We start from the raw sequence: 13,701 nt of genomic DNA, 5'->3' as shown, positions 1-13,701 counted from the left end.
CGGTACATTGTTATTGCGCAACAATTTGCGCCTGCAGCATAACTACAACATTCGCACTGTCCACCCGTCTGGAAGTAACTGATTTTACATATTCATTCTTTTGAAAATTACGCCAGGAATTAACTTAATTATCATCATGATTAATACCCAGAATCCCGGGGCGTAGAGGACGTCAACTTTGCGATCAGTACCTTTTACAATGCGTTGGGCCACCTGCTCAGGCTTGGCCAGCAGTGCAGCAGGTAATGGTAAGCCTTGAGTCATCGGTGTATCGACAAAGCCCGGCCTGATGTCAATGACATGTACACCGACCTTGAACAGACGTGCTCGTAGACCTTCACAAAAGGTGGAAACCGCAGCCTTGGCGGTACCGTATAAGTAGTTGGACGGACGACCGCGGTCACCAGCTACCGAGGTAATCACAGCCAAGGTGCCACAACGCTGGGTTTCAAATTGGTTGGCCAGCAGCGTTAGCAAGGCGATCACCGACGTACCATTGTTGGCAAATTCATGGAGCGCTACGCCAACGTCCTGCTCGCAGACTTTCTGATTGGGCAATGTGCCGTGCGCAATGAGCGCAATATCGATTTGCTGTAAGGTCGCTAGGCAACTGTCGAGCATTGCGCCGTGTGCTACAAAATCGGTGGCATCCATGCAGTGAAGTGTTACTGATTTGGCGCCTCGACCTTTCAGGTCGGCTGCGGTTTGTTCTAGTTTTTCGAGGTTACGGGCCACGAGAAAAAACTCGCTGCCTTGTTCGGCCCATAGACGTGCACAGGCAGCGGCAATGGCCGATGTTGCACCAATAATTAGAATTCGTTTCATGCAGTAACTCGTTTCCAGAAGTGGGAATTCAGAGAGGGATCACGCAGTGCTTCCAGTCGTTCCCATGCGGGGTATGCTTTGCGGAAATCGTCGCCGGTCATGTGGGCATCCTTGGCCGGATACAGGCGACCACCACTCTCGCGAACGATGGCATCCAGCCTTGCAAACAGCCGCACCAAGTCAGCCTTCTGCGGAAAGTCCAAGGCTAGAGAGGTGCCGGGGAGAGGGAAGGAAAGCAGGCCTGGCGAGGCGATGTTGCCACAGCGTTTGAGCACGGCGAGAAACGAGCCTTGGCCAGAGTCTGCAATGGCTTCCAGCAACTCGTGCATGACTACCTCGGCCACTGCGTCGGGTATCACGCACTGGTATTGCTGGAAACCTCGGCGCCCGTAGATCCGGTTCCAATGCAGTATGCGATCCAGCGGATAAAAGAAGGGCTCGTAGTCACCGCGTTTGCGTGTGCTCTGGGCAGGATGCACCCTCCAATACATATCATTGAAGGCTCGCAATGACAGGTTGTTGATTAGAGACACTGGCGGTGTCAGCGGCATGCTCAATTTCGCTCGCTCGTCCACTTCCAGTGAACCATAACGTGCGTGGTCACCCACGATGAATACGCCCCGCCCGGTCTGAGTGCCTTTTGCCAGGCAGTCGATCCAGGCGACACTGTATTCATGCTGGTGATCGAGTTCGGCGGACAGGCTGAAGAATTCGCCCAGATTGCCGAAACGCACTACGGTGCTGTCGATCTGGCTGGTGCGAATGGGGATAAGCTGAATTTCTGCCCACACGATAATCCCAGTCAGACCTAAACCTCCAATAGTAGAGGTGTAAAATTCGGGATGCTCGGTAGGAGAGCAGGTCAGCACTCCTTCATTATGGCGTAATAAACCAAAGCGCCGCACATGGTTGCCAAAGGTGCCGCGCAGGTGATGGTTCTTGCCATGGACATCGTTAGCGATGGCCCCGCCGAGGGTGGCAAACTGGGTGCCAGGTGTGACTGACAGGAACCAGCCCTGCGGGATGGAAATTGCCAGGATCTCGGCGAGGGTTACACCGGCCTCTGCTTGTACGGTTCCCTGCTGCCAATCAACCTGGATGAAGCGATTCAGGGCTCCCATGTACAACACTTGATCGCTCGCGGCTAGGCAGCTGTCTCCATAACTACGTCCGTTGCCATACGGCAGGGTGCTTCCGTGCGTGGCTACCACAGCATCGCGCAGAGCCTCGACTTCGCTTCGCCAGCTACAAGCGTGTGCAGTCTGCGGGGCATAGGGATAGCATCCCCAAGAGTGCTGCGGACGAGTCATGCTGCTACCCAGAACACCAGCCCAAACAAAGCGCCAACGACCAGACTGCTGCGGTCGCGGATGGCGAACACTACAGGGTCATCATGCATTTGCCCGCGATGAGTGAGCATCCACACTCGAGTGATCCAGAACAAGAGCAGCGGGCAGGCTAGCCAGATCACTTGTGGGTGGGCATAAAGCCCGGTTGTAGCCTGATCATGGATGTATAGAGCCAAGACCATTACGGCTAGATAACCGGAAGACGCGCCCAGCGAGGAAATCATTTCCAGATCGGCGGGATAGTAGCCTCGCCCACGGGTTTTCCCGGTATCGCCCTTGCGCCTTGCTTCTCGCAGTTCTGCGTAGCGCTTAACTAGTGCGAGGCTCAGGAACATGAACATCGAAAACGCCAAAATCCAGAATGTCAGTTCCAAACTGAATGCCGCCGCGCCAGCTATGATGCGCAGGGTATAAAGCGCAGCCAGGGCGATCACATCGATAGCCATCTGTCGTTTCAATGACAGCGAATAGGCGAGAGTTAATATGTAGTATGCAATGAGGGTTCCGGAAAACTCCCAAGGCAGAAGCCATGCAGCCCCGGAAAAAGCGCCAACCAATAAGACGGGAAAGAGCTGTATCCCGGATTTGATCGACAATCGTCCAGCGGCAAATGGACGATGCCGTTTGGAGTGATGATGCCGGTCATCGGCGAGATCCAACAAGTCATTAAGTAGATAGACGCTAGAGGCGCATAGTCCAAAAAACAGAAAGGCCAATACTCCCTGCCATAGGAGCATGGGGTTGGTCAGTTGATGCGCCGCCATTAGAGGTACGAAAATCAGCGCATTTTTCATCCACTGGTGCAGCCGCAACGCCTTCAACCAGTCCTTCGGCCTGGAAGGATTGGAGTGGATCACCTGTTCGACATTGCCTTGTGCCCGAGCGCCACGCTCAACACCGGATTCCGGATTGACCACATAAGCCTTCCGGGCAACCGCCCAGACTGGGACGTCGTCATGAGAGTTACCCACGTAATCAAAGCCCTGCTCACCATAGTGCTCGACCAACAGATCGCGTTTACGATGGGCCGACAGGTTTCGCTTGCTGTCAGAGGCCAGCACTTGGTCAAACAATTGAAGATGTTCAGCAATACGTTCGGCCAGGCTGTAATGGCTGGCTGTCGCCAGCACTATGGTCCGACCGTTATTCCGCTCGACTTCAATTAGTTCAATGACCGCAGGATCGAAAGGCAGGACACTGACATCAATATGGGTAGCCTGGGCGAGACCTTCCTTTAAAGCCACCTTGCCTTTGGTCAACCAAATAAAGGGTTTGAACAGGCTCAATGGCTTATGCCGAACAAAAGCCATACCTGTTTCCAGCAGCAGATCGGAGCGCAGCAGGGTACCGTCGAGATCGACAATAAGCGGAATAGTGGGAGATGTAATTTGGACAGTCACAAGAGCTCTTCCTGAATATTGGTGACTCAAACAAAAACAAAAACAAAATAAGATCAGGAAAGCAACGGAGATCTTAGCAAATGCTACTAAAAGGCCATTAGGCTCTAATTTGCGCGAAATGGTACCACGGATGACACATGGATTCACGGGATGTGGCTAATAAATTGACTGACAGGGCATGCGGTGATGAGGGGGATCACAGAGTCGTAACGCAGCCGATCCCTGACCTGGTCAACTTGATTGGATCCCCGCACAAAGATTGAGGTGCGTCAGTAACCCCCGAGAATCATCCATTTTTCACCGTTCTCTCCGTAGATCACTCCGCTCGCCTTGGAGTCGATTCCGGGCACCGATCCGCTTTTCGCAATTGCTGAGTTTGATCTTTGCGCCCCGTCGCGCAAGGTCAGTGGCATTCGCTCGCAACTCCGGTTTACGACAGGAAGGCGAGCGCTCGGCGCGGTTGAACGATTACATCCGCGCTAGATAGGTCCTACGCGAAGCCGTCAGTGGCTACACCCCCCCCCCGATGGCGATATCGTTGACTGGATCTACCAGCAACGTCGACTCGAGCCCTGATTGTTTCACATCCTGTAACGGACATATTTTTGACAGATATTTGACCCCGTACTTTTCGTCTTTCTGAATCGCCCTCGTAATCTAGTGAAAATCCTTTATTGGGAGCGCAACGGGTTTTGCCTTTGGCTTAAGCGCCTGGAGTCTGAACGGTTCAAAACCTGGAATTTTCGGCGTGTAGTTCCGCGGCAGCAAGGCCTCGAAGTCTTTGTCACGGTAAACGGGAAGCACATCTGGCGGTAGGTGTACTTCGTGGATTGCATACGAATAAACGCCGGCGTCTCTCAGCAGCGCCGGGCGCGACCTGTGCCACGATAGTGTGAGCCCCTCGAAACTCGCAATACCGAGACTTGCCGGATCCGAAACGACAGGCGACGAGCGATCCAAGGCTCAGGAACTCCTGCGCTCCTGACCTCCCCGACACGCTTTATCGCAACGACGTCTTGGCAGAGCAGCACAAGCGCCTTCAAAAGCGGCGCGCTCCAATTCACAGCTGAAAGGTGCAAAGGCTGATTGAGCTGCAAGAGGACCAAGTAGCGTTGTATCATCCTCACCGCGTCATCAATGATGGCACGGGAATACGTGTGATCCAGTCCTCCAGCGAAGACATTTGCCCAGGCCTGACGAAGCGCCGGGCTATCACCCTGCGCGACCAATGAGCTGTTGCAAGAATAGAAATTTCTTATCATCTGTAATTAAATCAGGGCGGAAATACATGCTGCACAAGGATAATAACTTGAACTTGTTACGGTTGGTTGCCGCGCTGATGGTTCTATATGCTCATTCATTCGATATTTACGGTAATACTCCGGAGATTTTTATCGGTATTGATTCCTATGGTGGGCTCGGGATCGCGATATTTTTTATCATTAGTGGTTATTTGATTTCAAAAAGCTGGAGTTTTGATCCTTCGGTCATTAGCTTTTTAGTTAAACGATCGCTGCGAATATTTCCTGCCCTGATTGTTGTTGTGGTGCTAACTTCGTTTCTGCTTGGTCCAGTTTTTTCGACGTTGACAGTCAGGCAGTATTTTTCGGATCTGGCATACATTATGTATTTGAAGAACATAATTTTAAGTCCGGTATTTTATTTGCCGGGCGTGCTGGAGCACTCCAGAGTTGCCAGTGTGATCAATGGTCCTCTATGGAGTTTACCTATTGAATTTTTCATGTATTTGGTCGTGGTGGCGCTTGGGCTTCTATTCAAAGGCGGTCGTCTTGCATACACAGTTACCGCAGCATTGTTTGCGCTGATTGTAGTTTTTTGGTGCTGGCGAGATGCGCCTTTGCTGGTGGTTCACGGTAGTGATGTAAGAAACATTCCGTTAATAGGCATCTATTTCATGATTGGGGCATGTTATGCGAAGTGGGGGCTCGAACGGTGGTTCAGTCTCTCCGGCGTAACTGTCATGGTGATGATTACCCTTCTTCTGGCACCGTATTTATCGTTTTCGAAAGCCCTGTTATGGCTTACGTTACCGTATGTCGTTTTGGCGTATGGACTTTCCAGAAGTTGGTTGGGGAGCTTGGTTAATAAAGTAGGTGACTGCTCTTACGGTGTTTATATCTATGCTTTTCCGGTTCAGCAGTTTGTTTTGCTAAAATTCCCTGGTATTGCCTATCCAACCTATCTTGTTGTTACAGTGATCATTGCTCTGATTTTGGGATACGGCTCTTGGCATTTGGTAGAGAAAAGGGTTCTCAAATTCAAGCCAAAAAATAAAGTCAGGTCTGTATCGAATGGTGTTGATGCCTATTCGGCGTTCAATCCTGTTGTGGGTGAAAAGCTCAATTCAGGGGCTTGAGCAAGTGTATGTATTTATGATGTAACAGTCACTCAGGTCACCTATGAAGAGCTACAGGGGCTGCCGCGACAGCGCTGACGCCCCCCAAGGTTTCATAATGCCCGGTTTATGGATCAGCTTCTTCGTAACAGATCCATAAACTCCGCCCACCGCAAGGTGAGGCCTTGGTTTACCTAGGCATTTCCGGTGAGCAGTTCCACGGCAACAACGCTTCGTAGTCTTCTACCGTGGATGCATGCGGCAACCGCTCAAGTACGTGGCGCTGCCACGTATAGGGCTCTTGGTCGTTGACCTTGGCGGTCTCGACCAATTTGTAAATCTGAGCACTGGCGGTGGCGCCTTTGGGCGTATCGCTGAACCGCCATGCCTTGCGCCCTATGACAAACAGTTTTATTGCGCGCTCGGCTCTGTTGTAGTCGATCGGTAAAAAAACTGCCTCCACGTAACGCTACAGCCGGTTCCAGTTGCTGGCCAGACAATTAACGGGCCTTGCCCAGTGCGCTTTGCGAAGTGACCTGCCAATCCCATTGGTCCTGCGCCTAATACGGCGATTCGCTGTCCCATCATTAAAATTCCAGCACAATATTGCTATAAGTTGGATTGTTAAATGTTTCGTCTATGGCGATGGCAAAGGGGGTGTAGGGAACCCCGAAGATTGAAGGCCAGTCGATGACTTCAAACTCATCTTTTGTACTCAGGGCCGCTAACTGTTGCGTTGTAAAGGGCGGGTTTTTATCAACGAGTGCCCACATCCAAAGCAAGGCATAAAAAAGTGTATAGGGTATTTTCACGATTTTTGTTTTCGAGTGAGTCACTCGTTTTATTTCGCGGATGATATCAATGTAATCAATTTTTTCATGTCCGGAAATATTGAAAATACCTTGTTTTTCTTGCTGCTCGATACAATTGATAATGATGTTGGAGAAATCACCGGCGTAAAGAGGCTGGCGCATAAACTTACCGTCGCCGGGGATTGGGTATACTGGCGTTTTTTTCATGAAGCGGGCAAGCCAGCCGAGGTGCTTGCGGTCAAACCAGCCATACATAAGGGTGGGTCGAAGAATCGGGCAGGAAATATTGCTGGCTAATACCAACTCCTCTTGTTCACGCTTTGTTTGCGTATAGAAGTCGTCGGCTTTAGATTCCAGTACAGACGAGCTAATGTGAACAAGGTGCATGTTCGGATTGGCTTTTATCAAGTCCAATATTAGGCGTGTTGAAATCACATTGTTTTGTACGAATTCTTGATAGATATTGCCACCGATTTGAGCTTGTAGCATGACGACCACTGCCGAGCCAACAAAGTGTTCGCTCCAACTACCCTTTTTTGAAAGGTCCGCATACTCAATAGTCAGTTCTGGGTGAACAGACTTTAATATGGCGAGGTTCGTTCGGTGTTTGTCGAGCACCACGATGTCAGTGTATCCGCGGCTTTTTAAACGTGCCACCAAATTTTGCCCGACCAAACCTGCTCCGCCTGGAAGAATTATTTTCATTTTGGCTCTCCATTTAAGCCCAGCATGCTTAAGTTGGATCTTTGTGTCAGGCAGTAATTGATGCAGCTAGAAAAGCCAAAACTGAGAAAGATACTTACTATGGGCAACAGTGCAAGCATTTCCTTGGATCGAACAGTCAGTAGCATCAAGGAAGAACTAACCAGTAATGCTGTAGACAATACTAACAAGCTTGCCTGAAAGGCTTTTCTGATGTTTTGTGTTTTAGATATAGCGATACATGAGACGAACGCCAGCAAGGCATAGACCCAAGGTGGCGGAGTCAGGAAATTCATCCAACCAAAAAACACCATGCCTTGGTGTTGTGCTTTCTCGGCAGGATTCCAGTACGGCATGTGTTGAGGTATAGCGTCCGGAGGAGGGGTCATTTTAACGCTGCCATCCGCTTGAATATTGTCGCCAATAATCAGATACAAGCTATTTGATTTTAAAGGTGTGAGTTGGAACGGTTTTTCGATGAAAAAAGCTAACCAACCCTTGATCAATTTCGCGATGTAGGCCGCGGGTATCGCCAGCACCGATTCTTTATACACGGCTATACCTAGGGCGTCCGTTTGCGGAAGCCCGATATAGTAATAGCCGGGAATGGCCGAAACATGAATATTAAATGTTTCAGGCAGGGGATGCTTGGTCGTGAAATCAATCAACTCCGAGCGCGATGCGTTCATCAGATAATTATATTGTGCGAGGTAGGGCGCTCTTACTTCTTTTGGTGCGCCCCAATTAACATCTTGATAGGCTGCAGCCCTGAAATATTCCGGTGGTAAAATTGCGCCAAGGGCCCGCCACCTCAAACTGTTGATTCCCAGCTTGTTTGGTTCCTGAGTGATGTAGTCGTTTGGTATTGCGTCAATTAGAACCCAAGCATGATCGTAACTCAGTTGCCGTGAATTGGTCGTCGGGTAGTGAAAGGTTTCGACAAATACAAATATAATTATGGTGCTCGCCGATAGGCTGACGATGGCTGTCGCGATTTTCCAAGTCCAGTCCTTGCTGTCAAAAATTACTAACATCGCAATGACAGGGGCGATTACCAAGGAGTTGAACTTTACAAGGTAGGCAACCGTAAGAATAACTGCGGACAGTATATACAAAATTATTTTTGCATTATTTTTTACATCGAACGCCCAAAGAGCGGTCAGCAGTGCGATGGCAAGAAAGTCTCCTTGTAGCCAGTCCGGTCCGATGGAATTGACCCCACCCATGAAAAACAGACTGCCACCCCACGCTAGGCACATAAGTGTGGCTGAGATTTTACCAAATACTTTATTGCACATGAATGTGCTAATTGCGATGGCGAACACGTGGAAGTAAAAATGAATGTGCTGTAAGTGTCGCAGCCATTTAACATTATAGATGTCTACTCCGTTGGGTACGCCAGCAAAATCGAGTGCTAAGCGTGAGGCAAAAGTATATCCACTGGCGTGGATAAGATTGGATACACTGGAGAAAATCATCTGAGCATAATTTGGATAGTCAAAGGCAGCAACATTGATAGGGTACGTCTTCAGGTAGTACAGGTTCAACAGAATGACAATGACTAGGGCAATTAGTAATAAATGCCTTTGAAGCAGATTTCCTAGGGTGTTTAAAACTGACATTGAAGAGCCCTGTTGTCGATGAAGCTGGATGTATAAAGTTTTATCACTTGCAGTAAATCTGACTATAGATTTATCCGCTTGAATATAAAGTTTGGTAAATGTTTGATAATAAGCATTATCAGTGCCCGGAATGTTGGGGTGTACAGCGTGTTGGTTTTATTTGCATCGCTTTGACAATGCTAAGTGCTACCTTTTCAGGTTGTGCAATCAGCAGGGGAGGCAGGTTGAGCCCCTTGGTCATAGGTGTTTGAACAAAACCGAGTTTGATGGTAGTCACCGAAACGCCGACTTTGAAAAGTCTTGCGCGCATACCCTCGCAGAACGTGGAAGCGGCAGCTTTTGCTGTGCCGTATAAACAGTTGGAGGGTCTGCCCCTGTCGCCAGCTACCGAAGAAATGACCGCCAATGAGCCATGTCTTTCAATTTCAAATTGATTGCCCAGCAACGTGAGTAACGCGATGACAGAAATAGCGTTGTAAGGTAAAACATTAACATCTATATCGGTTGCAGAAGCCAGTTGCGACTCAAGCACAGTTTTACCTTGCGCCAGCCAACCTACCGCTTTATAGAGCTGAAATGGATGGCGACGGATAAATGCCATGCCGGTTTCTACTAATAGGTCCGAACGCAACAACGTTCCGTCGAGGTCAACCACGAGGGGGAGGGGCACAAGAACTGTCCTTGAATGCTTGACTAACAAATCAGTTTGTTAGGTCGATGGAAGCCGCAGGAGGCGATATAGTTGCTCCTGTGATGGCTAGCCAACCATCCACACTAAGTTTTGCGGGGCACGGTACCATAGAGAGGGCTTGTCGTCATGGATCCAGTGCCAATGAAACGCACCCGGATAGACCTTATGGCATAACCATAGACGGTGAGTATTTTTCATTGCGGAGTCCTTTATTCCGCTCAATAGTCTTTAACTACTGGTGCTAAGCCTCGTCATCATCGGCGGTCTGCGCCTGTGCATGCGTCAATATTTCATGGGAGACTGGTTCACCGCCGCGCAGCATGTACCGTTCGCCAACCGGATGATGGCCTCACCAAAGTCGCCATCTACGGTGCAGGCGTTGCCGGCAATCAGCTGGTTGCAGCACTTCGCATGGGCCGAGTCTTGCGTCCCGTGGCTTTTATCGATGATGATCCGAGCATCGCGGAACAACGTGGCAGCTACCCTCGCGTCCGCCAGATCCTGCGCGAAACCGTCAGCGGCGACGCCCCTGATGGCGATATCGTTGACCGGACCTACCAGCAACGTCGCCTCAACCCCTGATCGTTTCACATCCTGTAACTGACACATTTTTGACAGGCTCCAGACATCGCCTAAGTTTGGGAGGCAGCTTCGGAAAAGCTGCTTTCTCAATCGATGTCATGGAGCTTCATTTATGCGTACTGGCTATTTCTACTCCCTGGTTTTTGCCCTGCTCACCAGCGCCTCTATTGCTGCAATAGCCGCGCCTGCGGTGAAGCCTGAGACAGGCAACGCACCTTTGGTGCAGGAAGTTTCCCCTCAAGCGCAAACAGGAAAAGTCGATCTTAATGGCGCTGATGCACCCACCCTGCAGCGTGAGCTGTCCGGTATCGGAGAAGCCAAGGCCAAGGCGATTGTTGCTTATCGTGACAGTAATGGTCCGTTTTCGTCCGTAGACGAATTGCTGGAAGTGAAAGGCATCGGTAAAGCGATCCTGGATAAGAATCGCGAGAAGCTGGAAGTGAACTAAGCTTTAACATCAACGCCGAGAGGCCGGTCATTGACCGGCCTTTTTGCATTGTGGCGTAAAGCGAGGTGGCGTGCCTTTCATCGGAGTCAAAAAAATTACGTCTATCATATTGCCTTGAGATTATGCCTATAATAATTCTCCTATTTGCCGATGCGTCCAGGCGCTCATCTCTCTATCGCATCCTCAGGAGCTCGCTCATGAACACTCTCCAAACCCAAGGAACAGCCCTCGTCACCGGAGCATCCTCCGGAATCGGTGCAATTTACGCTGAGCGTTTGGCTGCTCGTGGTTTTGATTTGTTGCTGGTTGCTCGAGACGAGCAGCGGTTGGAGGCCGCAGCGAGCACGTTGCGCGCGGAGCATGGCATTAAGGTGGAAGTGCTCAAGGCGGATCTCACACAAAAAGATGATGTGCTGAAGGTTGAGCAACGGCTTCGCAGTGATTCGAGTATCAGCCTGTTGCTCAACAACGCAGGCGTAGCTGCCGATGGTTTGTTGGCAAACGCCGACATGGAGCAACTCGAGCGGTTGATCCAGCTGAACGTTACGACTGTCACGCGCCTGGCATCGGCAGCCGCCGCCAGTTTTGCCAAGGCTGGTCGCGGCTCGATCATCAATATTGCCTCGGTGGTGGCGTTGTTCCCCGAGCGGTTCAACGCGACTTACAGCGCCAGCAAGGCTTACGTGTTGAGCCTGACCCAGTCGTTGAACGCGGAACTGGAAGGCACCGGGGTTAAAGTCCAGGCGGTGTTGCCAGGCGTAACACGCACCGAGATCTGGGAGCGTTCCGGTATCGATGCAACACAGATTCCAGCGGATATGGTGATGGAGGCGGGGGAAATGGTCGACGCGGCGTTGTCCGGTCTGGATCAGGGTGAGCTGGTCACCATTCCTTCGTTGCCGGATGCGTCCGAATGGGATGCCTTTGTGGCGGCGCGTCTTGTCATGGCGCCTAATCTTTCCAAAAGTACGGCCGCCGCGCGCTATAAGTAAGGCGCCTTCAATCGGTTTGAGGTAATTGCGGTATGAGTGATCGTCGAGTAGTGGTAACAGGCATGGGGCTGGTTTCTCCGCTGGGTAGCGGCGTTGAGGCCGTGTGGGAGCGTCTGTTGGCGGGGCGCTCCGGGTTGCGTCAGTTGCCTGACGAGGTGGTGGCAGATCTGCCGGCCAAGGTCGGTGGCGCAGTGCAGACGTTGGCGGAGGATCCCGAGGCGGGTTTCGACCCGGATCGTGCGACGCCGCCCAAAGAGCAGAAGAAGATGGACCGCTTCATCCTGTTTGCCATGGAAGCTGCGCGCCAGGCTTTGGAGCAAGCCGGCTGGCAAGCTCAGGATGCCAATGCCCAGGAGCGCACGGCTACGATCATCGGCTCGGGCGTCGGTGGTTTCGGTGCGATTGCCGATGCGGTTCGGACCACCGACAGCCGCGGCCCGCGACGTTTGTCGCCGTTCACCATTCCTTCATTTCTGGTCAACCTGGCGGCCGGCCATGTGTCGATCCAGCATGGATTCAAGGGGCCGTTGGGTGCTCCGGTGACGGCGTGTGCGGCCGGGGTCCAGGCGATTGGCGACGCGGCGCGGCTGATCCGGTGTGGTGAGGCGGACATCGCCGTGTGCGGTGGCGCGGAGGCCGCGATCGATCGCGTCAGTCTTGCCGGGTTCGCCGCGGCTCGCGCGTTGTCCAGCGGTTACAACGACACTCCGGAGCGCGCCTCAAGGCCGTTCGACAGTGGCCGTGATGGCTTTGTGATGGGCGAGGGCTCAGGCCTTCTGGTGATCGAATCACTGGAACATGCGCTGGCTCGCGGTGCTCAACCCTTGGCCGAACTGGTCGGTTACGGCACCACTGCGGACGCCTTTCACCTGACCGCTGGCCCTGAAGACGGCAGCGGTGCGCGTCGGGCAATGTCGTTGGCGTTGGCCCAGGCAGGCATTTCGGCTGCACAGGTTCAGCATCTCAACGCTCATGCCACCTCCACCCCGGTGGGAGACCTTGGAGAGTTGGCGGCGATCAAGTCGTTGTTTGGTTCGGACAACAAGATTGCGGTGACCTCGACCAAGTCGGCGACCGGGCATTTGCTTGGCGCAGCAGGCGGGATCGAGGCGATTTTCACCCTGTTGGCGATCCGCGATCAGATTGTTCCACCGACCCTCAACTTCGAAAACCCGGACCCGGCAGCGCAAGGCGTGGACATCGTCCACGGTCAGGCACGGCCGATGGCTATCGAGTATGCATTGTCCAACGGCTTCGGCTTTGGCGGTGTGAATGCCAGCGTGCTGTTCAAGCGCTGGGAGGGTTAAGCCAGAGGCTGTTTGAGAAACGCGCCGGTCACGTCGAGAATCCGCTGGGCCAGTTCCGGGTTCTCGACACTGCGCGACAGCAGCAACGCCCCGACCAGGGCGGACATGATGACGATGCTGCGATCAGCGGCGTCTTCACCTTCAAGCGTGCCTTGTATTTGTTCAAGCCTTGCGTGGAGCACCGCGTCGGACGTCGGGCTGGGTTGTCCGCGCAGCCCCAGTTCCGATGACATGGTCGGCAGCGGGCAACCTTCATGGGGTGAAGTCTGGTGCCATTGTGACAAGTAGGTGTCGATGAACGCTTCCAGCGGGCGTTCCTGAGCGAACAACTCGGCGCAGACGGCGTCGCACTGTTCACCCGCGGCCTGCAGGGCTTTTTCCACCAACTCGTCCTTGGACTTGAAATGCGAGTAAAAGCCGCCGTGGGTCAATCCCAATGCTTTCATCAGCGGTTGCAGGCCGGTCGCGCCGATACCGTCACGGCGAAATCGTTCTGAAGCTTCTTTGATTATGCGTTGGTGTGTCTGGGCTTTATGGTCCTGCGAGTAACGCATCGTGTATCTCCGCAACAATGCGCCATCTTGACCAATGGAAATGGGATGGTGACTGTACTTC

General features: G+C 52.1%; 12 protein-coding genes and 2 pseudogenes. 6 read left to right on the top strand and 8 right to left on the bottom strand.

From position 1 onward, the window contains the following. Positions 1-84: 84 nt before the first annotated feature. Genes K5K95_RS00150 through K5K95_RS00140 form a run of 3 tightly spaced genes read right to left on the bottom strand, consistent with a single transcriptional unit; the run spans position 85 to position 3,574 of the window. A complete protein-coding gene (locus K5K95_RS00150; RefSeq protein ID WP_222587910.1) occupies positions 85-825 on the bottom strand; it encodes an SDR family oxidoreductase in 741 nt (246 codons plus the stop codon). Then, positions 822-2,135, bottom strand: coding sequence for an FAD-dependent oxidoreductase (locus K5K95_RS00145; RefSeq protein ID WP_222587909.1), 1,314 nt, complete (start codon positions 2,133-2,135; stop codon positions 822-824). Before K5K95_RS00145 ends, K5K95_RS00150 begins: the two co-directional genes overlap by 4 nt. Then, positions 2,132-3,574, bottom strand: coding sequence for a UbiA family prenyltransferase (locus tag K5K95_RS00140; RefSeq protein ID WP_261398120.1), 1,443 nt, complete (start codon positions 3,572-3,574; stop codon positions 2,132-2,134). The genes K5K95_RS00145 and K5K95_RS00140 overlap by 4 nt, the downstream gene beginning before the upstream one ends. Positions 3,575-4,234: 660 nt before the next feature. Between K5K95_RS00140 and tnpB the strand changes: the two genes are divergently transcribed. After that, positions 4,235-4,390 (top strand): transposase, encoded by a 156-nt coding sequence (tnpB, locus tag K5K95_RS00135; protein WP_261398119.1) that lies wholly within the window; start codon positions 4,235-4,237, stop codon positions 4,388-4,390. A gap of 472 nt (positions 4,391-4,862) precedes the next feature. Next, complete coding sequence (locus tag K5K95_RS00130; RefSeq protein WP_222587908.1) at positions 4,863-5,951, top strand: acyltransferase family protein; 1,089 nt, start codon at positions 4,863-4,865, stop codon at positions 5,949-5,951. 169 nt (positions 5,952-6,120) lie between these two features. Here the strand turns inward: K5K95_RS00130 and K5K95_RS00125 are convergent. The 4 genes and pseudogenes from K5K95_RS00125 to K5K95_RS33430 all read right to left on the bottom strand — a co-directional run. After that, a pseudogene (locus tag K5K95_RS00125) lies at positions 6,121-6,469 on the bottom strand (transposase); the annotation flags it as partial. 48 nt (positions 6,470-6,517) lie between these two features. Beyond that, positions 6,518-7,447, bottom strand: coding sequence for an NAD-dependent epimerase/dehydratase family protein (locus tag K5K95_RS00120; RefSeq protein WP_138867027.1), 930 nt, complete (start codon positions 7,445-7,447; stop codon positions 6,518-6,520). Continuing rightward, the gene (locus tag K5K95_RS00115) at positions 7,444-9,066 is read right to left on the bottom strand and encodes a hypothetical protein (protein WP_222587907.1); all 1,623 of its coding nucleotides are present in this window, start codon (positions 9,064-9,066) and stop codon (positions 7,444-7,446) included. The genes K5K95_RS00120 and K5K95_RS00115 overlap by 4 nt, the downstream gene beginning before the upstream one ends. A gap of 118 nt (positions 9,067-9,184) precedes the next feature. Continuing rightward, positions 9,185-9,736 (bottom strand): SDR family NAD(P)-dependent oxidoreductase, encoded by a 552-nt coding sequence (locus tag K5K95_RS33430; RefSeq protein ID WP_409999712.1) that lies wholly within the window; start codon positions 9,734-9,736, stop codon positions 9,185-9,187. Positions 9,737-9,972: 236 nt separating this feature from the next. Here K5K95_RS33430 and K5K95_RS00105 point away from each other — a divergent pair. The 4 genes and pseudogenes from K5K95_RS00105 to fabF all read left to right on the top strand — a co-directional run. Beyond that, positions 9,973-10,228, top strand: a pseudogene (locus tag K5K95_RS00105) (nucleoside-diphosphate sugar epimerase/dehydratase); the annotation flags it as partial. 223 nt (positions 10,229-10,451) lie between these two features. Next, positions 10,452-10,787 (top strand): ComEA family DNA-binding protein, encoded by a 336-nt coding sequence (locus K5K95_RS00100; protein WP_222587906.1) that lies wholly within the window; start codon positions 10,452-10,454, stop codon positions 10,785-10,787. A 197-nt stretch (positions 10,788-10,984) separates the two neighbouring features. Beyond that, positions 10,985-11,779, top strand: coding sequence for an SDR family NAD(P)-dependent oxidoreductase (locus tag K5K95_RS00095; RefSeq protein ID WP_222587905.1), 795 nt, complete (start codon positions 10,985-10,987; stop codon positions 11,777-11,779). A gap of 32 nt (positions 11,780-11,811) precedes the next feature. Continuing rightward, positions 11,812-13,086 carry a beta-ketoacyl-ACP synthase II gene (fabF, locus tag K5K95_RS00090; protein WP_222587904.1) on the top strand — a complete coding sequence of 425 codons (1,275 nt, stop codon included), beginning with the start codon at positions 11,812-11,814 and terminating at the stop codon, positions 13,084-13,086. On the opposite strand, the gene K5K95_RS00085 is transcribed toward fabF, so the two are convergent. Then, complete coding sequence (locus K5K95_RS00085; RefSeq protein WP_222587903.1) at positions 13,083-13,640, bottom strand: TetR/AcrR family transcriptional regulator; 558 nt, start codon at positions 13,638-13,640, stop codon at positions 13,083-13,085. The two genes, fabF and K5K95_RS00085, sit on opposite strands and share 4 nt — an antisense overlap. Between the last annotated feature and the right edge of the window lie 61 nt (positions 13,641-13,701).

Origin of the sequence: Pseudomonas sp. DR48 (assembly GCF_019823085.1) — a bacterium.
Lineage (GTDB): Bacteria > Pseudomonadota > Gammaproteobacteria > Pseudomonadales > Pseudomonadaceae > Aquipseudomonas.
Note: the sequence above shows the minus strand (reverse complement) of the source record. Positions and strands in the feature narration are given on the sequence as shown.